This window comes from Arenibacter aquaticus (genome assembly GCF_003957295.1).
GTDB classification, from domain to species: Bacteria; Bacteroidota; Bacteroidia; order Flavobacteriales; family Flavobacteriaceae; genus Arenibacter; species Arenibacter aquaticus.
The window spans coordinates 198,047-218,543 of record NZ_RQPJ01000014.1 but is presented as its reverse complement, the minus strand read 5'-3'; the positions used below and the strand labels follow the sequence as shown (position 1 = coordinate 218,543).

Below are 20,497 nucleotides of genomic sequence, written 5' to 3'. Positions count from 1 at the left end.
CCATGAGTGTGTTGATAAAGCCAATTATTACGGAAAAGATGACTGCTGATAGCGAGTTGCACAATCGTTATGGTTTTCTTGTTAATCCTAAAGCGAACAAGATTCAGATAAAGGAAGCGGTAGAAGCAGCTTATGGTGTTTCTGTGGATAAGGTACGTACAATGAATTACGGTCCTTCCCGCAAATCGCGTTACACTAAGACCGGTGTGCAGCATGGTAAGACAAGCGCTTTTAAAAAGGCAATTGTTGATGTTGCAGAAGGGGATATTATTGATTTTTACAGTAATCTATAAAGACAAAAAATGTCAGTTAGAAAATTAAAACCAATCACTCCAGGACAGCGTTTTAGAGTAGTAAATGGATTTGACGCCATTACTACTGATAAGCCGGAGAAGAGCTTGCTTGCTCCGTTAAAAAAGTCCGGAGGTAGAAACAGTCAAGGAAAGATGACCATTCGCCAGAAAGGTGGAGGTCATAAGAGAAGGTATCGTGTGATAGATTTTAAGAGGGATAAGCAAGATGTTGTGGCTACCGTAGATTCTATTCAGTACGATCCTAACAGAACAGCTTTTATAGCGCTATTGGTGTATGCTGATGGTGAAAAGAGATATATTATTGCTCCAAATGGATTGCAGGTAGGGCAGGAAGTGTCTTCAGGTGCCAATGTTGCTCCTGAGATCGGGAATGCTCTTCCTTTAAAGGAGATACCATTGGGAACTATTATTTCTGGTATCGAATTGCGTCCAGGACAGGGAGCTGTAATGGCGAGAAGTGCCGGTACCTTTGCTCAGTTAATGGCTAAGGAGGGTAAATTCGTGACCATTAAATTGCCTTCAGGTGAAACTAGATTGGTTTTGGCGGATTGTATGGCGACTATAGGTGCGGTATCCAATTCCGATCATCAGTTATTGGTATCAGGTAAGGCTGGTAGAAGCAGATGGTTAGGAAGAAGGCCAAGAACAAGGCCGGTAGCTATGAACCCTGTAGATCATCCAATGGGTGGTGGTGAAGGAAGAGCTTCTGGAGGTCATCCTAGATCTAGAAACGGAATTCCTGCTAAAGGATTCAGGACCCGTTCCAAGACCAAGAGTACCAACAAGTATATTTTAGAACGTAGAAAGAAATAAAAAGTAGAAAGAAATGGCACGTTCATTAAAGAAAGGACCTTACGTTCACTATAGTCTGGATAAAAAAGTCCAGCAAAATGTTGAATCTGGTAAAAAGGCAGTCATTAAGACATGGTCTAGAGCTTCTATGATTACTCCTGATTTTGTAGGTCAGACAATAGCGGTTCACAACGGAAAGCAATTTGTTCCTGTTTTTATAACAGAAAACATGGTAGGGCACAAATTAGGTGAATTTTCTCCAACGCGATCTTTTAGGGGTCATGCAGGAGCAAAAAATAAAGGTAAAAAGTAGTAAGCTATGGGAGTTCGAAAAAAACAAATGGCCGAAAGAATTAAGGCTGAAAAACAGCAAATAGCATTTGCTAAATTGAATAATTGCCCTACTTCTCCTAGAAAAATGCGTTTAGTTGCGGATTTGGTAAGAGGTGTACAGGTAGAAAAAGCCCTTGCTATTTTAAAATTCAACCAAAAGGAGTCTTCTCGTAGATTGGAAAAGTTGTTATTGTCCGCAATAGCAAACTGGCAAGCTAAGAATGAGGATGCCAGTGTTGAAGAGGCTGAACTTTTTGTAAAAGAGATTAGAGTGGATAGCGGAAGTATGTTGAAAAGATTGCGTCCGGCACCACAGGGAAGAGCACATAGAATAAGAAAACGTTCCAACCACGTTACCTTGGTTTTGGGATCTAACAATAACACACAAAGCTAGAACATTTAGTATGGGACAGAAAACAAATCCAATCGGAAATCGTCTAGGAATTATCAGAGGATGGGAATCTAACTGGTACGGTGGAAACGATTATGGTGATAAACTTGCCGAAGACGATAAGATCAGAAAATATGTTCATGCACGTTTGGCCAAGGCAAGTGTGTCTAGAATTATTATAGAGCGTACTCTTAAGTTGATTACCGTTACCATAACCACTGCAAGGCCTGGTATTATTATCGGAAAAGGTGGACAAGAGGTAGATAAATTAAAAGAGGAGCTTAAGAAGATTACGGAAAAGGAGGTTCAGATCAATATTTTTGAGATCAAGAGACCGGAATTGGATGCTAATCTTGTAGCTGCCAGTGTTGCGCGTCAGATTGAAAGTAGAATTTCTTTTAGAAGGGCTATAAAAATGGCGATCGCAGCGGCGATGAGAATGAATGCCGAAGGTATTAAGATACAGATCTCTGGGCGTTTGAACGGGGCTGAAATGGCAAGGTCCGAATCTTATAAAGACGGGCGTATACCATTATCTACCTTTAGAGCTGATATTGATTATGCTTTGCACGAAGCGCATACTACTTATGGTAGATTGGGTATTAAGGTGTGGATCATGAAAGGTGAGGTTTACGGGAAAAGAGAGCTTTCTCCATTGGTAGGTATGGCTAAAAACCAGTCTTCCGGTAAAGGAGGTAAGCAAGATGGACCGAAGAAACAACGTCGTAGAAAGTAATTTTTTAAAGAAGTAAAGAAATGTTACAGCCAAAAAGAACTAAGTTCCGTAAGCAGCAGAAAGGTCGTATGAAAGGACTCTCCGGAAGGGGGCATCAGCTTTCTAACGGTATGTTCGGTATCAAGTCAATGGATGCCTGTTTTATAACATCGCGCCAGATTGAAGCTGCTCGTATTGCGGCAACTAGATACATGAAAAGAGAAGGCCAATTATGGATCAAAATATTCCCGGACAAGCCAATTACCAAGAAGCCATTGGAGGTACGTATGGGTAAAGGTAAAGGTGCTCCAGAGTATTTTGTTGCTGTGGTGAAGCCAGGAAGGGTTATGTTCGAGGTTGCCGGTGTGTCTCTTGATATTGCAAAAGAGGCTTTGCGTCTTGCGGCACAGAAACTACCAGTAAGAACAAAATTTATTATTGCTAGGGACTATTCTGCTTAATATAATTGCAAGGAATCATGAAACAATCAGAAATAAAAGAATTATCAGTTGAAGGGTTAAAAGAGAAGAGTGCTGAATTTAAAAAACAGTATTCCGACCTAAAATTGGCCCATTCTGTGACACCATTGGAAAACCCTTTACTTATAAGAAAAGTAAGAAGAACTGTGGCGAGATTGGCAACTGAGTTAACTAAAAGGGAATTACAATAATTGGTTCTGCTTTATGGAAAAAAGGAATTTAAGAAAAGAGAGAATAGGCGTTGTAACTAGCAACAAAATGGAGAAATCGGTAGTGGTTTCAGAAGTTAAACGTGTTAAGCACCCTATGTACGGTAAATTCGTGTTGAAAACTAAGAAATATGTTGCGCACGATGAAAAGAACGATTGCAATATTGGCGATACGGTTAAGATAATGGAGACACGTCCATTGAGTAAAACCAAATGTTGGAGATTAGTGGAAATCATTGAAAGAGCTAAATAATTATGTTACAACAAGAATCTAGACTAAAAGTAGCGGATAATACGGGGGCAAAAGAAGTTTTGACCATTCGTGTGTTGGGAGGTACAAAAAGAAGATATGCTTCTGTAGGGGATAAAATTGTAGTGGCCGTTAAGGAAGCTACCCCAAACGGAACTATTAAAAAAGGTGCAGTTTCCACAGCAGTTGTTGTAAGGACTAAAAAGGAAGTTAGAAGACCGGATGGTTCTTATATTCGTTTCGATGATAATGCCTGTGTGCTTTTGAACCCAACTGGTGAAATGAGGGGAACACGTGTTTTTGGTCCTGTGGCCAGGGAACTACGTGATAAGCAGTTCATGAAAATTGTATCATTGGCTCCAGAGGTGCTTTAATAAAAATAGCAAAATGGGAAAATTAAAAATTAAATCAGGGGATACCGTAAGGATCATAGCCGGAGACCATAAAGGTGTAGAAGGTAAGGTGGTTAGTGTGGACCGTGAAAAGAACAAGGCAATCGTTGAAGGTGCCAATATGGTGTCCAAACACGAAAAGCCCAGCGCGAGCAATCCACAAGGTGGAATTGTTAAGAAAGAAGCTCCCTTGCAAATATCCAATCTATCATTGATCGACCCAAAATCAGGGGAGACCACTAGAGTGGGGTTTGAAGTAAGAGATGGTAAGAAAGTAAGGTTTTCTAAGAAATCTAAAGAAGTAATTTAGTTATGGCTTACGTTCCAAGATTAAAACAGGAATATAAAGAAAGAGTGATAAAAGCTCTTAAAGAGGAGTATGGTTACAAAAATGTAATGCAGGTTCCTAAATTAGAAAAAATTGTCGTTAGTAGAGGGGTAGGGGCTGCAGTTGCAGACAAGAAGCTTATAGACCATGCGGTTGATGAGTTGACTACTATCACTGGACAAAAGGCAATTGCTACCATGTCTAAAAAGGATGTTGCAGCATTTAAATTGCGTAAAGGCATGCCAATTGGGGCAAAAGTAACCTTGCGTGGTGAGAGAATGTACGAATTCTTGGATAGATTGGTTACAACTGCATTACCTAGGGTAAGGGATTTCCAAGGAATTAAGGCTACTGGTTTTGATGGTAGGGGCAATTACAATCTTGGTATTACGGAGCAGATCATATTTCCTGAAATAAACATTGATAAAATTAATAGAATCAATGGTATGGATATTACATTTGTAACCTCTGCTGATACAGATAAAGAGGCTAAATCATTATTAACCGAATTAGGACTACCTTTTAAAAAGAATTAGTATGGCTAAAGAATCTATGAAGGCCCGTGAGGTCAAAAGAGCTAAGACTGTCGCAAAGTATGCCGAGAAGAGAAAGGCTTTAAAGGAGGCCGGTGACTATGAGGCGCTACAAAAATTGCCAAAAAATGCCTCTCCTGTACGTTTGCACAACCGTTGTAAGCTAACAGGTAGACCAAAGGGGTACATGAGAACTTTTGGTATATCCAGGGTTACATTTAGGGAAATGGCCAACAATGGTCTTATACCTGGTGTTAGGAAGGCTAGCTGGTAATAAAGAATATAAACTGGTTTCAGGTTTAGCCAAGAGGTTAAAAACCGTTACCGTAAATCAATAATTATGTTTACAGATCCAATTTCGGATTATTTAACAAGAATTAGAAATGCAAGTAGCGCCGGCCACAGAGTGGTAGAGGTGCCTGCTTCTAATCTTAAGAAAGAAATTACTAAAATATTATTCGATCAAGGATATATTTTAAGTTACAAATTTGAAGATAATTCGGTTCAAGGGACTATTAAGATAGCCTTGAAATATGACAAGTTCACAAAAGAGCCGGTTATAAAGAAAATTAAGCGAGTGAGTACACCAGGGCTTAGGAAATATGCTAGCGCAAATGAATTGCCAAGAGTATTAAATGGTCTTGGTATTGCTATTATTTCTACTTCCCATGGTGTAATGACCAGTAAGCAGGCCAAGCTTGAGAATGCAGGTGGGGAAGTATTATGTTATGTTTATTAATACTATAAAGATTTAGAACAATGTCTAGAACAGGTAATAATCCAATAGCAATTCCAGAAGGTGTAACCGTAGAGGTTAAGGAAGATGTTATTACTGTAAAAGGTAAGTTGGGAGAACTTTCCCAAGAATTTTCTGGTGCTGCTGTTAAGGTTGAAGACGGTCAAGTGTTTGTTACAAGACCTTCGGATTCCAAGGAACATAAAGCAAAACATGGTCTTTATAGATCTTTGATCTTTAACATGGTCCATGGAGTGTCTAAAGGATGGGTAAAGGAATTGGAATTGGTTGGGGTAGGATATCGTGCCAGTAACCAAGGACAAACGTTGGATCTAGCTATAGGGTTTTCACACAATATAATTTTTGATTTGGCTCCCGAGGTAAAAGTGGAGACCGTATCCGAAAAAGGAAAGAATCCTATTATAAAGCTAAGTTCGCATGATAAGCAATTAGTGGGGCAGATTGCCGCTAAGATAAGATCTTTCCGTAAGCCAGAGCCTTACAAAGGAAAAGGAATTAAGTTCGTTGGTGAACAATTAAGAAGAAAAGCTGGTAAATCGGCTTAATAATTAGCATTATGGGATTAACGAAGACTGAAAGAAGACTACGTATCAGAAGGAGAATTAGAAAAATATCCTCAGGTACAGCAGAAAGGCCAAGACTTGCTGTTTTTAGAAGTAATACTGGAATATACGCTCAAATTATTGACGATGAGGCAGGTAAAACATTAGTTGCTGCTTCCTCAAGGGATAAGGAGTTGTCCAAGGTAAAAGGGACTAAGACAGAAGTGGCTAACCTAGTAGGGAAGGCTATTGCCGAAAAGGCAAAGGAAGCTGGAATAGAAGCAGTTGCTTTTGATAGAGGTGGTAACTTATACCATGGTAGGGTAAAATCATTAGCCGAAGGCGCTAGGGAAGCAGGATTAAAATTCTAAGAATATTATGTATCAGAAATACAAAAACGTAGAAACTGTTAAGCCGGGAGGTTTAGAATTAAAAGATAGATTGGTTGGCGTACAACGTGTTACCAAGGTTACAAAAGGTGGTAGGGCTTTCGGATTTTCCGCTATCGTTGTGGTAGGTGATGAAAATGGCGTAGTAGGTCACGGTCTAGGTAAGTCTAAAGAAGTTGCTACTGCAATAGCTAAGGCTATTGAGGATGCTAAAAAGAACCTTATTAGAATTCCTTTGAACAAAGGTACCTTGCCACATGAGCAAAAAGGTAAATTTGGTGGAGCAAGAGTGTACATCCAACCAGCATCCCATGGTACCGGTGTAATTGCCGGTGGTGCCGTAAGGGCGGTATTGGAGGCTGTTGGTGTTCACGATGTATTGTCAAAATCCCAGGGATCTTCAAATCCTCATAACGTTGTTAAGGCTACATTTGACGCCTTGTTACAACTAAGGGGAGCAAAGACAGTGGCAAACCAAAGAGGTATTTCTTTAGAAAAAGTTTTTAAAGGATAAAACCAAGAATAGAATGGGAAAGATAAAAGTAAAACAGCTAAAGAGCAGTATAAAAAGAGCTCAAAACCAAAAGAGGACCTTAGAGGCTCTTGGTTTACGTAGAATAGGGCAGGTAGTGGAGCATGATGCTACCCCTAATATTCTTGGGATGATAAATAAAGTTAAACACTTAGTTTCCACTGAGGAGGCTTAATATAATTTTAGTGTTATGAATTTAAGTAATTTAAAACCAGCGGAAGGATCTGTTAAATCAGCCGGTAAAGTTGTAGGTAGAGGTCAGGGCTCCGGAAAGGGAGGTACTGCTACCAGAGGACATAAAGGAGCTAAATCCAGGTCTGGTTATTCTAAGAAAATTGGTTTCGAAGGTGGTCAAATGCCATTGCAGAGACGTGTGCCAAAGTTTGGTTTCACCAATATTAATAGAAAAGATTACGCTGGGATCAATTTGGATAGCCTACAGGAATTGGTAGATAAGGGAGCTGTTAAAGATGTGGTTACCTTGGATATCCTTGTGGAAAATGGATTGGTTGGCAAGAACGATTTGGTTAAGATACTTGGTGGTGGTGAATTAAAAGCTTCCCTAAAAGTTTCTGTACATAAATTTACAGCTACGGCGAAGGCTGCTATTGAAGCTGCCGGTGGTGAAGCTATAAGTTTATAAGCAAAGAATACTATGAAGAAATTTTTCGAGACATTATCAAATATTTGGAAGATAGACGAACTAAAGGGTAGAATTATTGTTACCCTTGGTTTGCTTTTGGTGTATCGTTTTGGTGCTCAAGTGGTTCTTCCAGGTATTGATTCTACTCAACTGGGTGCATTGGCTTCCAGTACGGATAGTGGTATTTTAGGGATTTTAAATGCATTTACCGGGGGAGCGTTATCAAACGCCTCGGTTTTTGCGTTAGGGATCATGCCTTATATTTCTGCATCCATTGTAGTGCAGTTAATGGGTATCGCCATCCCTTATCTTCAGAAGTTGCAGAAGGAAGGTGAGAGCGGTAGAAAGACAATCAATCAGATTACTAGGTGGTTAACTATTGGTATCTGTGTTGTTCAGGCTCCTGCTTACTTGTACAGTTTGGGAGCTCTGGGTGTTCCAGAAAGTGCCTTTGTATTTGGCAAGGGATTGGATTTTATTATTCCTTCGGTTATAATTCTTGTTGCTGGAACCATTTTTGCTATGTGGTTGGGTGAAAAAATTACGGACAAGGGAATCGGAAACGGGATATCCTTATTGATCATGGTTGGTATCATTGCCACTATGCCGCAAAGTTTTGTTCAGGAATTTATTTCAAGAACGGCCAATAACAATGGTGGGTTGATGTTTATGCTCATCGAGGTGATTATCTGGTTTGTCGTTATCTTGTTATGTGTACTATTGGTTATGGCAACACGTCAGATACCTGTACAATATGCAAGAAGAACCGCTTCTGGTGGGTATGAGAAGAACATTATGGGATCCAGACAGTACATTCCTCTTAAGTTAAATGCTTCTGGTGTAATGCCTATTATCTTCGCCCAGGCTATTATGTTTGCCCCGGGATTGTTGGGTAAGACATTTAATAATACTGCACTAGGGCAATGGATGGAAGTACAGTTCCAAGATATATTTGGATTGGCTTACAACATCCTGTTCGGGTTCTTGATTATTGTCTTTACTTATTTTTATACGGCGATTACCGTGCCTACCAATAAGATGGCTGATGACCTTAAAAGAAGTGGCGGTTTTATACCTGGAATTAGACCAGGTAAAGAAACCGGTGATTTTTTGGATAAGATAATGTCTTTAATTACGTTACCTGGATCTGTTTTCTTAGCTTTGCTGGCTGTATTGCCTGCAGTTATAGTTAAACTTATGGATGTACAGGCAGGGTGGGCATTGTTTTATGGTGGAACATCCTTATTGATTATGGTAGGTGTGGCCATTGATACTGTGCAGCAAGTAAATTCTTATTTGTTGAACAGGCATTATGACGGTTTAATGAAATCTGGTAAAAATAGAAAAGTAGCGTAAATTATGGCTAAACAGGCAGCAATAGAGCAAGATGGAAGCATAATTGAGGCATTGTCAAATGCCATGTTTCGCGTGGAGTTGGAAAACGGTCACGTGGTAACCGCACATATCTCTGGAAAAATGCGTATGCATTATATTAAGTTGCTTCCAGGGGATAAGGTAAAGCTTGAAATGAGCCCCTATGATTTAAGTAAAGCAAGAATTACATATAGATATTAAGCAAATAGGATGAAAGTTAGAGCATCAATAAAGAAAAGAAGTGCCGAGTGCAAGATTGTACGTAGAAAAGGCAGATTGTACGTAATTAATAAAAAGAATCCTAGATTTAAACAAAGACAAGGGTAATTATGGCAAGAATTGCAGGTGTAGATATACCAAAACAGAAAAGAGGGGTAATAGCCCTGACCTATATCTTTGGTATAGGAAAAAGTAGGGCTAAGGAGATTTTATCAACAGCCCAAGTAAGTGAGGATACCAAAGTATCGGATTGGAACGATGATGAAATTGGTCGTATCCGTGATGCCGTTTCTTCTTTGACAATCGAAGGGGAATTGCGTTCGGAAAACCAATTGAACATCAAGCGTTTGATGGATATAGGTTGTTATAGAGGTATACGCCATAGATCTGGTTTGCCTTTAAGAGGTCAACGTACCAAGAACAACTCTAGGACAAGAAAAGGTAAGAGGAAAACAGTTGCTAACAAGAAGAAAGCAACTAAATAATAGTTAGATATTATGGCAAAGGCAAGTGCAAAAGCGGCTAAGAAGCGTAAGGTTATAGTAGAGTCTGTGGGTGAAGCCCACGTGACTGCTTCTTTTAATAATATTATTATTTCTTTAACCAATAAAAAAGGAGATGTAATCTCTTGGTCATCAGCAGGAAAAATGGGTTTTAGGGGTTCTAAAAAGAATACTCCTTATGCAGCCCAGATTGCTTCCGAGGATTGTGCCAAGGTGGCTCATGAAGCTGGTTTAAGAAAGGTTAAGGTTTATGTTAAAGGGCCTGGTAACGGAAGAGAATCCGCTATACGTTCTATACATAACTCAGGAATTGAGGTTACAGAAATCATTGATGTGACTCCAATGCCGCACAACGGTTGTAGACCACCAAAAAGAAGAAGAGTATAATTATTAATCAATAGCCCCAACAAGGGTTTTTCAAGGAGATGTAGTTACGATTATCGAAGGATAAGCCTTAATTCATGATCACATTTCCAAATTAAAAGAAAATGGCAAGATATACAGGACCAAAAACAAAGATCGCCCGTAAATTCGGTGAAGCGATTTTCGGAGATGATAAATCTTTTGAGAAAAGAAATTATCCTCCAGGACAACACGGAAACAACAGACGTCGTGGTAAGAAGTCTGAATATGCAATCCAGTTAATGGAGAAGCAAAAGGCAAAATACACTTATGGTATTTTGGAAAAGCAATTCCGTAACATTTTTGCGAAAGCTAACAGAAGTAAGGGAGTAACCGGTGAGGTTTTACTTCAATTATGTGAGTCGCGTTTAGACAATGTGGTTTACAGAATGGGTATCTCTCCTTCCAGAAGTGGAGCAAGACAGTTGGTTTCCCACAGGCATATTACGGTTAATGGAGAGTTGGTAAACATACCTTCTTATACCTTAAAGCCAGGTGATGTTGTAGGAGTTAGGGAAAAGTCCAAGTCTTTAAAAGCGATCGGTGACGCACTTTCTGCCAATAGCAGTGTGTACGAATGGATCACCTGGAATTCAGAAAAAATGGAAGGTAATTTTGTGGCCGTTCCTGAAAGAATTCAAATTCCAGAGAATATAAAAGAACAATTAATAGTCGAGTTATACTCCAAATAAAAACAACACTGATCCAATTATGGCATTATTAAATTTTCAGAAGCCCGATAAAGTTATAATGATTGATTCCTCCGATTTCGATGGTAAATTCGAATTTCGTCCTTTGGAACCAGGTTATGGCCTTACTGTTGGGAACGCATTAAGAAGAGTTTTGCTTTCGTCCTTGGAAGGTTTTGCTATCACTTCTGTTAGAATTGATAAGGTAGAACATGAGTTCTCTGTAATTTCCGGTGTTGTGGAAGATGTTACCGAAATCATTCTAAATCTTAAACAGGTCCGTTTTAAAAGACAAATAGATGACGTGGACAGCGAAACTGTTTCCATCTCTGTTAGTGGAAAGGAACAATTGACCGCGGGTGATTTTCAAAAGTTTATTTCTGGTTACCAAGTTCTTAATCCGGATTTGGTAATTTGTAACATGGACCCCAAGGTTAATATTAACATGGAGGTTACTATAGATAAGGGTAGGGGTTATGTGCCGGCAGAGGAAAATAAAAAGTCCAACGCTCCTTTAGGTACCATAGCGGTAGATTCTATCTTTACGCCTATAAAGAATGTAAAGTACAGTATTGAAAACTTTCGTGTAGAGCAAAAGACCGATTATGAAAAATTGGTTTTTGAAATTGCAACCGATGGTTCAATTCATCCAAAAGAAGCTTTGACCGAAGGGGCAAAAGTTTTAATCCACCATTTTATGTTGTTCTCGGATGAGCGCATTACTTTGGAGGCGGATGAGATAGCTCAGACCGAAACTTACGACGAGGAATCTTTACACATGCGTCAACTTTTGAAAACGAAGTTGGTGGATATGGATCTTTCCGTAAGAGCTTTAAACTGTTTAAAAGCCGCAGAAGTGGATACACTTGGTGATTTGGTTTCTTTCAATAAGAACGATTTAATGAAGTTTAGAAACTTCGGTAAAAAGTCCTTAACGGAATTGGAAGAATTGGTGATCAACAAAGGGTTGAGCTTTGGAATGGATTTGTCAAAATATAAATTGGATAAAGATTAATTGAACTTTCTAAGGAATCGGGAATACCAGGACCAAGAAAGCATATAGAAAAGAACAATGAGACACGGTAAGAAAGTTAATCATTTAGGAAGAAAGGCTGCCCATAGAAAGTCTATGTTGGCAAATATGGCCTGTTCTTTAATAGAGCATAAGAGAATAAATACCACTGTTGCTAAAGCAAAAGCCTTAAAGCAGTTTGTAGAGCCATTGATTACCAAATCAAAAGCTGAAAATAATCAATCTGTTGAGAAAGGTACGCATAACAGACGTATTGTATTTAAGAGCCTTAGGGACAAATATGCTGTAACCGAACTTTTTGGCAATGTAGCCGAAAAAGTAGCTGATAGACCGGGAGGTTATACCCGAATCATTAAATTGGGTAATCGACTTGGGGATAACGCTGATATGGCAATGATAGAGCTTGTGGATTTTAACGAAACTTACAACGCTGGTAAGCCTAAGAAACAAAAAACTACCAGAAGGGGAAGAGGTAAGAAATCCGAAGCGGCTCCTGCAGTGGCTGAAGATGCAGCAAACACTGAAACTCCAAAGGTTGAAGAGCCTAAAGTTGAAGAGCCAAAAGCTGAAAAAAAAGCTGATGATTCCAAAGAGTAAAATTGTTATTAAATATTAATAATTGTAAAAGGATAAGCCTAAAAGCTTATCCTTTTTTTATGTTATTTTTGCAAAACGAATAATTGTAAGACCAATAATGAAGTATCAAACAAGAAAAAAAGCAATATTATTGCTAGCGGATGGGACTATTTTTCACGGTAAAGCCGTAGGGGACAAGGAAGGAACTGCCTTTGGAGAGGCTTGTTTTAACACTGGAATGACCGGTTATCAAGAGATTTTTACCGATCCTTCGTATTTTGGACAAATAATGGTAACCACTAATGCCCATATTGGGAATTATGGAACCAATGATGAGGAGGTTGAATCTGATTCGGTTAAAATATCTGGCTTGGTTTGCAAAAACTTTAGTTATAACTATTCCAGGCCTAATGCCGATTTAAGCCTAGAGGAATTTTTGGATAAAAACAACCTTTTGGCCATTTCAGATGTGGATACCAGGGCCTTGGTGAGCTATATTAGGGATAATGGAGCCATGAATGCGGTAATATCCACAGATGTAAATAATATAGAGGAATTAAAAAAGAAGCTTGCTGAAGTACCTAGCATGGAAGGTTTGGAACTCTCTTCCAAGGTTTCTACCAAAGAGCCCTATTTCTTTGGTGATGAAAATGCAAAGTATAAAATATCTGCTTTGGATATTGGGATCAAGAAGAATATATTGCGGAATTTGGCCAAACGTGATGCCTATATTAAGGTATTCCCTTATAATACCACTTTTGAGGAAATGAGTGCTTGGAATCCCGACGGTTATTTCATTTCCAATGGACCTGGAGATCCAGATCCCTTACATGAGGCCATTGCTTCGGCAAAGGAAATTATCAAGTCAGATAAGCCCCTGTTCGGTATTTGTTTGGGGCATCAGGTTTTGGCACTTGCCAATCGGGTGTCTACATACAAAATGCACAATGGCCATAGGGGAATTAACCATCCTGTGATGAATTTGGTTACCGGTAAGGGTGAAATTACTTCACAAAACCATGGTTTCGCCATTAATAGGGAAGAAGCGGAGGCCAACCCGGATTTGGAAATAACACATCTCCATCTAAACGACAACACGGTAGCAGGAATAAAAATGAAGGACAAGAATGTTTTTTCTGTTCAATATCATCCCGAGGCTAGCCCTGGTCCACATGATGCAGATTATCTTTTCGACCAATTTTTCGAAATGATCCAATCTACGGTCAACTAAAACGTTGTAGTTTTATTTTATTGTTATTAAACGTTCATTAATGCTAATAATAGTGGGGTTAAAAGCACTTGCTTTGCTATATTTGCATATTACTTTAACTAAAATTCTAAAGAAAGACATATGAGTATCATCCTAAGTGTTCATGCACGACAAATTTTGGATTCAAGAGGTAATCCAACGGTAGAGGTAGACGTAATTACAGAAAATGGAGTAATGGGTAGGGCAGCTGTTCCTTCCGGGGCTTCAACAGGAGAACATGAGGCCGTAGAACTTCGTGACGGAGGAAAATCCTTTATGGGTAAAGGTGTAGGAAATGCTGTTAATAACGTAAATACATTAATTGCCGAGGAAATATTGGGCATGTCTGTTTTTGAGCAGAACTTGGTAGATCAAACAATGATCGAATTGGATGGTACGCCAAACAAGTCAAAATTGGGAGCCAACGCTATTTTGGGCGTTTCTTTGGCCGTAGCCAAGGCTGCTGCCAACGAATTGGGGATTTCCTTGTTTAGATATGTTGGAGGGGTAAGTGCCAATACCTTACCGGTGCCAATGATGAACATTATCAACGGTGGTTCGCATTCCGATGCTCCTATTGCTTTTCAGGAATTTATGGTGATGCCGGTAAAGGCAGAATCGTTTTCCCACGCCATGCAAATGGGAACAGAAATATTCCATAACCTAAAAAAGGTATTACATGACAGGGGTCTAAGTACAGCTGTTGGTGATGAGGGAGGTTTTGCTCCCAATCTTGCCGGAGGTACAGAGGATGCCTTGGATACTATTGCAAAAGCCGTAGAGAAAGCAGGATACAAATTAGGGGATGAAATTATGATTGCCTTGGATTGTGCTTCTGCAGAATTTTATGTGGATGGTAAATACGATTATACCAAGTTTGAAGGTGATAAGGGAATGGTGAGGACATCTGAGGAGCAAGCTCAGTATTTGGCCGATTTAAGTGCCAAGTATCCCATTATTTCTATCGAAGATGGAATGGATGAAAATGATTGGGCCGGTTGGAAAACCTTGACTGAGAAAATTGGTGACAAGGTGCAATTGGTAGGTGATGATTTGTTCGTGACCAACGTGGAGCGTTTGTCTAAAGGGATTAAAGAAGGGATAGCCAACTCTATCCTTATAAAGGTTAATCAGATAGGAACCTTGACCGAGACTATTGCTGCAGTGAATATGGCCAAGAATGCTGGATATACTTCTGTAATGTCTCACCGTTCTGGGGAAACTGAGGATAACACCATTGCCGATTTGGCCGTTGCTTTGAATACCGGGCAAATTAAGACAGGTTCGGCTTCAAGATCTGACAGGATGGCTAAATATAACCAATTGCTAAGAATAGAAGAGGAGTTGGGTAGCGTAGCCTACTATCCTAAGGAAAATGCATTCAAAATAAAATAGCGAATTGTATTAAGTAATAATAAAAGGCCATTCTGATAAGAATGGCCTTTTTTATTAATTATCATCTTGCTTTGTTTTCTTATCGGAAATAAATAATTATATTATAATACTTTTAATAAATAACCAAATTCAGGATTAAATGAACAACTTTCTATTTGTAGCCGCTGAGAATGACGGTATACCAAATTGCAAGGCGGGTGGAATGGGTGATGTGGTTCGGGATGTACCGCGACAAATTTCGGAAAAGGGTGACACAGTGCATGTAGTTGTCCCTTCCTATTCCAGATTACATCAAAAAGGAAGGTTTATAACCGGTCTTAATCTAAATTTAAGAAACACTACCTATGTTGCGGAGTTGTTTGAAGTGGCGGCTAAAAAAGAACAGCCCAATGTACATCACTATGTAATACACCACTCGGAAATAACTGCTGGGGAAATAGGGCACATATATCATGACGACCCGGAAGAGCCTTTTTATACGGACAATATTAAGTATACTATTTTTTGTACAGCTGTAGCAGAAGCGGTAAAAATAGGTGTCTTTGGAAAATTGGATATCATTCATATGCACGATTGGCACTCCAGTTTACTTTTGTTTTTGAAGACTTATCACCCAGATTATCAAGTGTTAAAAGAGATGCGTTATGTGTATACCATTCATAATCTGGCAATTCAGGGGATACGACCGTTTGCCAATAACTATTCTTCCTTGCACAATTGGTTCCCGCATGTGGCTATAGATACAACAAGGCTAATGGACCGTAGGTACCAGGACTGTATAAATTTAATGGCTGTAGGTATCCGTTTGGCAGATGCAGTACACACGGTTTCCCCTTCTTATAAGGAAGATGTGCTAAGGCCAAGTAATCCTCCTGAATTTATAGGTGGCGAGAGTTTGGAATTGGACCTGCAGGAAGCCGATAACCAGGGCAGGTTGTTCGGGATTTTGAACGGTTCCAATTATAAAAACATTAGGGTGGCCAAAAAGGGTAGGTTATACCGGAATATTGTAAAAGCCCTTTTTAGATGGCTGCAGGAGGAATCCAAAAAGTATAAGGCTGAATTTTTGGCTCATACCGGTGAAAAAGTGATGGAGTACGTTACCGATAAGCCTAAGTTTATTGTCTCTAGTGTGGCGCGATTGACAGAGCAAAAGTTTTATTTTTTTAAACGTTCTCCAGAAGCCTTTATTGAGATACTTGATAAGTTAAAAAAAGTGGATGGTATTTTTATGCTGTTAGGAACAGGTGCTCCGGAATACGAGGAGTTATTTCGGCAAATGAGTTACGAGCACAAAAATTTCATCTTTACCAATGGCCAATCCGAAGATTTGATCGACTCTATTTACCTGGAAACCGATCTGTACTTTATGCCCAGTCTCTTTGAACCCTGCGGGATCAGTCAAATGTTGGCCATGAGAAATGGCAATCCTTGTCTGGTTCATAATACCGGTGGTCTACGGGATACGGTAGAACATATGAAAACAGGCTTTAGCTTTGATGGTAAGACCTATGATGACAAGATAAAGAATATGGTCCTAGTACTGGATCAGGCTTTGGATGTTTACTTAAATGATAAGGCTAAATGGAAACAGATTCAGACCAACGCCAAAAAAATGAGGTTCACCTGGGAAAAATCGGTGGATGATTATTACAAATATCTATATTCCATAAATCCGTAAAAATCTAAGTTTTTAAGAAGATTTTGTAATTATTGGATAAATAAAAAATCTTCCATTGTTAACCTTGGGGGTTTTTAGTATTTTTACGGACAATCGAAAAAATAGCAAGTTTAGAAATGTCGAACAACGCAACATTAGAATTCAGCGGAAAGAAATTTGAGTTTCCGGTTATAAAAGGTACCGAAAATGAATTGGCAATAGATATCAAAACCATGCGTGCAAGCACGGGAATGATAACGATTGATCCAGGATTTAAAAATACAGGCTCTTGTGAAAGTGCCATTACGTTTTTAGATGGTGAGAAAGGGGTGTTAAGGTATCGTGGATATTCTATTGAGGAATTGGCGGAAAAGGCAGATTTTTTGGAGGTTGCCTATTTATTGATTTTTGGTGAATTACCAAATCAAGAACAACTTGACAAGTTTCATCAGGATATAAAGGGGGAATCCCATGTTGATGAGGAGATGAAGAAGATTTTGGACGGCTTTCCAAAATCGGCTCATCCTATGGGGGTTCTTTCCAGCCTTACCAGTGCCTTGATAGCTTTTAATCCAACCTCGGTCAACGTTACTTCGGAAAAAGAGATGTATTGGGCCATTGTAAGAATATTGGCAAAATTCCCTGTACTGGTAGCATGGACCTTGAGAAAGAAAAAAGGCCTGCCTTTGGACTACGGTGACGACACCTTGGGTTATGTAGAGAATATTCATAAAATGATGTTCAAGAAACCCAATCAAGAGTATAAGAAGAACAAGGTTGTTATAGATGCCCTGGACAAGTTATTGATACTGCATGCAGACCATGAGCAGAACTGTTCTACATCTACTGTTCGAATTGTGGGCTCTTCACATGCCGGACTTTTTGCTTCCATATCCGCAGGTATTTGTGCACTTTGGGGTCCCTTGCACGGTGGAGCCAACCAAGCGGTATTGGAAATGCTTGAAGCTATAGAGGCAGATGGTGGGGATACAAAGAAATATATGGCTAAGGCTAAGGATAAGAGTGATCCGTTCCGTTTAATGGGATTTGGACATAGGGTGTATAAGAATTTTGATCCTAGGGCTAAAATTATTAAAAAAGCTGCGGAAGAGGTTTTGGGTGATTTGGGTATTGAAGACCCTATTTTGGATATAGCCAAAGGTTTGGCTCAAGAAGCTTTGGAGGATAAGTATTTTGTAGATCGTAAATTGTATCCCAACGTAGATTTTTATTCAGGTATAATATATAGGGCCTTGGGCATTCCTACGGAAATGTTTACCGTAATGTTTGCCTTAGGGCGTCTTCCAGGGTGGATAGCACAATGGAGGGAAATGAGATTGAAGAATGAGCCAATTGGTAGGCCGCGACAGGTTTATGTTGGCGAAGCTATAAGATCCTTTGTTCCATTGGATAAAAGATAAATAGCATAATTATATGTAAAACTGTCCTTGGTATATTTTATACTTAGGGCAGTTTTTTATTTATCGTCATTAGTATTTCTATCTTTACATAAAAATCATTTATGCTAAAGTTGAATATACAGGATGAAACCTCGCGCTTGAGATCAGTGGTATTGGGAACGGCCAAAAGTTGCGGTCCGATTCCAAAACTTGAGGAGGCTTATGATCCTAAATCAATGGAGCATATATTGGCTGGGACCTATCCGAAAGAAGAGGACATGGTGAAGGAAATGGACGCCTTTGCCAAGGTGTTCGCCAAATATGATGTACAGGTTTTTAGGCCAAGGGTGTTAAAGGACTGTAATCAGATATTTACTAGGGACATTGCTTTTGTTATAGAAGACAAATTGGTGAAGGCAAATATTTTGCCCGATAGGGAAAAGGAGTTTGAGGCCATAAAATACGTGCTTAATAAAATAGATGAGGATCAGATAATACATCCGCCTCAACAGGTACATATAGAGGGTGGTGACGTTATGCCTTGGGGAGAATATATTTTTATGGGAACCTATACGGGTACCGACTATGCAGATTATATAACAGCCCGTACCAATAAGGAAGCAGTTCGGTTTATTGCCCAAACATTTCCCCATAAAAAGGTGAAGGCCTTTGAACTTCGTAAATCCAATACTAATGCCAAGGAAAATGCACTGCATCTGGATTGTTGCTTTCAACCCATTGGAAAGAATATGGCCATATTACATAAGAATGGGTTTTTAAAGGAAGAGGAGTACTATTGGTTATTAGATTTTTTTGGCAAGGACCAAGTTTTTGAAATCAACAAAGAAGAGATGTATCAAATGATGAGCAATGTTTTTTCAATCTCCCCTAAAGTAGTGGTCTCGGAGCGCAAATTTACCAGACTTAACAATTGGCTAAGGGAAAGGGAATTTATTGTAGAGGAAATACCCTATGCCGAAATTAGTAAACAAGAAGGGCTATTGCGTTGTAGTACCTTGCCTCTAGTCAGGGATTAAGATGACCTGCCGTTGTTAATTTTAATGTCATACATTTTAAATTATAGGTGTTCCGCTAAGATATTTTTGGCAGAAGAAGCTTGCATTCTGCAATAAGGCTGAAGAGTAAGTCTTAGCTTAAATATACAAGTGTCAAAAGCCTTCTGGCAGCAGTACTCTTCAATAGATATCATTATGTGTCTTGTTAGTTGTTTACTTTTGATTTTAACCCGAATTCTCCTTATGTCGGTATCTTTACTATTGCCATTTAGGTAGCCTTTGAAGGGTATGTTTTCTATCAATTAAGGTTTTTTTTCCTTCTTTTTTAAGCATGGGAAACGGTTGTCCTAGTTTAAATACACTAATTTTGTGCAAATTTAATAAGTGGTCTTTGTTGGCCCTTATCTTGAAAAATGAAAGCTAATATGCAAATTGCCAATACTATTTTAATGGTGCGTCCCGTGAATTTTAGAATGAACGAACAAACCGCAGTCAACAATTATTTTCAAGAGGATCTGGATTTAAAAAATCAAGAAATTAATGAGAAGGCCCAACAGGAATTTGATGCTTTTGTTACGGTTTTAAGGGAAAAGGGGGTTAATGTTATTGTTGTGGACGACAGGAAAGAATTGGAGGCTCCAGATTCCATTTTTCCAAATAATTGGGTTTCTTTCCATGAAGATGGTACGGTAGGCCTGTATCCAATGTTTGCAGAAAATAGAAGACGGGAGAGAAGGGAGGATATTCTGGATCTTTTGGAACAGAGAGGGTATATTATAGAAAATATTATGGACTATACCTCTGCTGAGGAAGAGGGGTTCTACTTGGAGGGTACGGGGAGTATTGTCTTGGATAGGGTCAATGAAAAAGCGTATTGTGCCTTGTCAGCGAGGGCTGATGAAGAATTGTTTATTGAGTTTTGTGAAGACTTTGAATATACCCCTGTGGTATTTACTGCAAATCAATCGGTTGCAGGTGGTAGGCAACCCATATATCATACCAATGTAATGATGTGTTTGGGTGAGGCTTTTGCGGTAATTTGTTTGGATAGCATAGACGATAAGAAAGAAAAAAAGAATGTAGTTTCCCATCTAAAGCAAGACGGGAAGGAGATAATAGCTATTACGGAGCAGCAAATGCACCATTTTGCAGGCAATATGCTTCAAGTAATGGGAATGGGTGACAGACGCTATTTGGCCATGAGCACAGCGGCTCATGACAGTCTATCGCAGGTGCAGTTGGAAAAATTGAAAGCCCATTGCGAAATTGTCCATAGTTCCTTGGATACCATTGAAACTTGTGGAGGGGGGAGTGCACGTTGTATGATGGCAGAAGTATTCTTGCCAAAAGGATAAAATACAGGAGGGTTTTAATCTGAATGC

At 39.2% G+C, this 20,497-nt stretch carries 32 protein-coding genes; all 32 read left to right on the top strand.

Annotated features, from left to right (window positions below; all coding sequences use genetic code 11):
- The first annotated feature begins 2 nt into the window (after window positions 1-2).
- Window positions 3-293 (top strand): 50S ribosomal protein L23, encoded by a 291-nt coding sequence (rplW, locus tag EHW67_RS14345; RefSeq protein WP_126163070.1) that lies wholly within the window; start codon window positions 3-5, stop codon window positions 291-293.
- 9 nt (window positions 294-302) lie between these two features.
- Complete coding sequence (rplB, locus tag EHW67_RS14340) at window positions 303-1,127, top strand: 50S ribosomal protein L2 (RefSeq protein WP_126163069.1); 825 nt, start codon at window positions 303-305, stop codon at window positions 1,125-1,127.
- A gap of 13 nt (window positions 1,128-1,140) precedes the next feature.
- Window positions 1,141-1,419, top strand: coding sequence for a 30S ribosomal protein S19 (rpsS, locus tag EHW67_RS14335; RefSeq protein WP_110357443.1), 279 nt, complete (start codon window positions 1,141-1,143; stop codon window positions 1,417-1,419).
- A 6-nt stretch (window positions 1,420-1,425) separates the two neighbouring features.
- Window positions 1,426-1,833 (top strand): 50S ribosomal protein L22, encoded by a 408-nt coding sequence (rplV, locus tag EHW67_RS14330; protein WP_126163068.1) that lies wholly within the window; start codon window positions 1,426-1,428, stop codon window positions 1,831-1,833.
- 10 nt (window positions 1,834-1,843) lie between these two features.
- Window positions 1,844-2,566: a 30S ribosomal protein S3 gene (gene rpsC, locus EHW67_RS14325; protein WP_126163067.1), complete on the top strand. Its 723-nt coding sequence runs from the start codon at window positions 1,844-1,846 to the stop codon at window positions 2,564-2,566.
- Window positions 2,567-2,586: 20 nt separating this feature from the next.
- Window positions 2,587-3,006, top strand: a complete 420-nt coding sequence (gene rplP / locus EHW67_RS14320) for a 50S ribosomal protein L16 (RefSeq protein WP_126163066.1) — start codon at window positions 2,587-2,589, stop codon at window positions 3,004-3,006.
- Between the two features lie 17 nt (window positions 3,007-3,023).
- Window positions 3,024-3,215, top strand: coding sequence for a 50S ribosomal protein L29 (rpmC, locus tag EHW67_RS14315; protein ID WP_031445108.1), 192 nt, complete (start codon window positions 3,024-3,026; stop codon window positions 3,213-3,215).
- Between the two features lie 13 nt (window positions 3,216-3,228).
- The gene (gene rpsQ, locus EHW67_RS14310; protein WP_031445107.1) at window positions 3,229-3,486 is read left to right on the top strand and encodes a 30S ribosomal protein S17; all 258 of its coding nucleotides are present in this window, start codon (window positions 3,229-3,231) and stop codon (window positions 3,484-3,486) included.
- Window positions 3,487-3,488: 2 nt separating this feature from the next.
- The gene (rplN, locus tag EHW67_RS14305) at window positions 3,489-3,857 is read left to right on the top strand and encodes a 50S ribosomal protein L14 (RefSeq protein ID WP_126163065.1); all 369 of its coding nucleotides are present in this window, start codon (window positions 3,489-3,491) and stop codon (window positions 3,855-3,857) included.
- Between the two features lie 13 nt (window positions 3,858-3,870).
- Complete coding sequence (gene rplX / locus EHW67_RS14300) at window positions 3,871-4,185, top strand: 50S ribosomal protein L24 (RefSeq protein WP_126163064.1); 315 nt, start codon at window positions 3,871-3,873, stop codon at window positions 4,183-4,185.
- Window positions 4,186-4,187: 2 nt separating this feature from the next.
- Window positions 4,188-4,739: a 50S ribosomal protein L5 gene (gene rplE, locus EHW67_RS14295; protein WP_126163063.1), complete on the top strand. Its 552-nt coding sequence runs from the start codon at window positions 4,188-4,190 to the stop codon at window positions 4,737-4,739.
- A gap of 1 nt (window position 4,740) precedes the next feature.
- Window positions 4,741-5,010: a 30S ribosomal protein S14 gene (rpsN, locus tag EHW67_RS14290; protein ID WP_126163062.1), complete on the top strand. Its 270-nt coding sequence runs from the start codon at window positions 4,741-4,743 to the stop codon at window positions 5,008-5,010.
- A 66-nt stretch (window positions 5,011-5,076) separates the two neighbouring features.
- The gene (rpsH, locus tag EHW67_RS14285; protein WP_126163061.1) at window positions 5,077-5,475 is read left to right on the top strand and encodes a 30S ribosomal protein S8; all 399 of its coding nucleotides are present in this window, start codon (window positions 5,077-5,079) and stop codon (window positions 5,473-5,475) included.
- A gap of 20 nt (window positions 5,476-5,495) precedes the next feature.
- A complete protein-coding gene (gene rplF, locus EHW67_RS14280) occupies window positions 5,496-6,038 on the top strand; it encodes a 50S ribosomal protein L6 (RefSeq protein WP_126163060.1) in 543 nt (180 codons plus the stop codon).
- Between the two features lie 11 nt (window positions 6,039-6,049).
- Complete coding sequence (gene rplR, locus EHW67_RS14275) at window positions 6,050-6,406, top strand: 50S ribosomal protein L18 (protein WP_126163059.1); 357 nt, start codon at window positions 6,050-6,052, stop codon at window positions 6,404-6,406.
- A gap of 7 nt (window positions 6,407-6,413) precedes the next feature.
- Window positions 6,414-6,938: a 30S ribosomal protein S5 gene (rpsE, locus tag EHW67_RS14270; protein ID WP_031445099.1), complete on the top strand. Its 525-nt coding sequence runs from the start codon at window positions 6,414-6,416 to the stop codon at window positions 6,936-6,938.
- A gap of 13 nt (window positions 6,939-6,951) precedes the next feature.
- Window positions 6,952-7,131: a 50S ribosomal protein L30 gene (rpmD, locus tag EHW67_RS14265; RefSeq protein WP_126163058.1), complete on the top strand. Its 180-nt coding sequence runs from the start codon at window positions 6,952-6,954 to the stop codon at window positions 7,129-7,131.
- Window positions 7,132-7,146: 15 nt separating this feature from the next.
- Entirely contained in the window at window positions 7,147-7,599 is a 453-nt protein-coding gene (gene rplO, locus EHW67_RS14260) for a 50S ribosomal protein L15 (protein WP_126163057.1), read from the top strand.
- Between the two features lie 12 nt (window positions 7,600-7,611).
- Window positions 7,612-8,955 carry a preprotein translocase subunit SecY gene (secY, locus tag EHW67_RS14255; RefSeq protein ID WP_126163056.1) on the top strand — a complete coding sequence of 448 codons (1,344 nt, stop codon included), beginning with the start codon at window positions 7,612-7,614 and terminating at the stop codon, window positions 8,953-8,955.
- Between the two features lie 3 nt (window positions 8,956-8,958).
- On the top strand, window positions 8,959-9,174 hold the full coding sequence (infA, locus tag EHW67_RS14250) for a translation initiation factor IF-1 (RefSeq protein ID WP_013751343.1): 216 nt from the start codon (window positions 8,959-8,961) through the stop codon (window positions 9,172-9,174).
- Between the two features lie 9 nt (window positions 9,175-9,183).
- On the top strand, window positions 9,184-9,300 hold the full coding sequence (gene ykgO / locus EHW67_RS14245; protein WP_013621733.1) for a type B 50S ribosomal protein L36: 117 nt from the start codon (window positions 9,184-9,186) through the stop codon (window positions 9,298-9,300).
- A gap of 2 nt (window positions 9,301-9,302) precedes the next feature.
- Window positions 9,303-9,677, top strand: a complete 375-nt coding sequence (gene rpsM, locus EHW67_RS14240) for a 30S ribosomal protein S13 (RefSeq protein ID WP_126163055.1) — start codon at window positions 9,303-9,305, stop codon at window positions 9,675-9,677.
- A gap of 12 nt (window positions 9,678-9,689) precedes the next feature.
- On the top strand, window positions 9,690-10,082 hold the full coding sequence (rpsK, locus tag EHW67_RS14235) for a 30S ribosomal protein S11 (protein ID WP_103440698.1): 393 nt from the start codon (window positions 9,690-9,692) through the stop codon (window positions 10,080-10,082).
- A gap of 101 nt (window positions 10,083-10,183) precedes the next feature.
- Window positions 10,184-10,789, top strand: coding sequence for a 30S ribosomal protein S4 (gene rpsD, locus EHW67_RS14230; RefSeq protein WP_126163054.1), 606 nt, complete (start codon window positions 10,184-10,186; stop codon window positions 10,787-10,789).
- Window positions 10,790-10,808: 19 nt separating this feature from the next.
- On the top strand, window positions 10,809-11,801 hold the full coding sequence (locus tag EHW67_RS14225; RefSeq protein WP_126163053.1) for a DNA-directed RNA polymerase subunit alpha: 993 nt from the start codon (window positions 10,809-10,811) through the stop codon (window positions 11,799-11,801).
- Between the two features lie 57 nt (window positions 11,802-11,858).
- Window positions 11,859-12,416, top strand: coding sequence for a 50S ribosomal protein L17 (rplQ, locus tag EHW67_RS14220; RefSeq protein WP_126163052.1), 558 nt, complete (start codon window positions 11,859-11,861; stop codon window positions 12,414-12,416).
- A gap of 97 nt (window positions 12,417-12,513) precedes the next feature.
- Window positions 12,514-13,626 carry a glutamine-hydrolyzing carbamoyl-phosphate synthase small subunit gene (gene carA / locus EHW67_RS14215; protein ID WP_126163051.1) on the top strand — a complete coding sequence of 371 codons (1,113 nt, stop codon included), beginning with the start codon at window positions 12,514-12,516 and terminating at the stop codon, window positions 13,624-13,626.
- Between the two features lie 120 nt (window positions 13,627-13,746).
- Complete coding sequence (gene eno, locus EHW67_RS14210) at window positions 13,747-15,039, top strand: phosphopyruvate hydratase (RefSeq protein ID WP_126163050.1); 1,293 nt, start codon at window positions 13,747-13,749, stop codon at window positions 15,037-15,039.
- 139 nt (window positions 15,040-15,178) lie between these two features.
- The gene (locus tag EHW67_RS14205) at window positions 15,179-16,720 is read left to right on the top strand and encodes a glycogen synthase (RefSeq protein WP_126163049.1); all 1,542 of its coding nucleotides are present in this window, start codon (window positions 15,179-15,181) and stop codon (window positions 16,718-16,720) included.
- Window positions 16,721-16,836: 116 nt separating this feature from the next.
- Window positions 16,837-18,120, top strand: a complete 1,284-nt coding sequence (locus EHW67_RS14200; protein WP_126163048.1) for a citrate synthase — start codon at window positions 16,837-16,839, stop codon at window positions 18,118-18,120.
- Between the two features lie 101 nt (window positions 18,121-18,221).
- Window positions 18,222-19,136, top strand: a complete 915-nt coding sequence (locus EHW67_RS14195; protein WP_126163047.1) for a dimethylarginine dimethylaminohydrolase family protein — start codon at window positions 18,222-18,224, stop codon at window positions 19,134-19,136.
- Between the two features lie 404 nt (window positions 19,137-19,540).
- Window positions 19,541-20,470: a citrulline utilization hydrolase CtlX gene (gene ctlX, locus EHW67_RS14190; protein WP_126163196.1), complete on the top strand. Its 930-nt coding sequence runs from the start codon at window positions 19,541-19,543 to the stop codon at window positions 20,468-20,470.
- The last annotated feature ends 27 nt before the right edge of the window (window positions 20,471-20,497 follow it).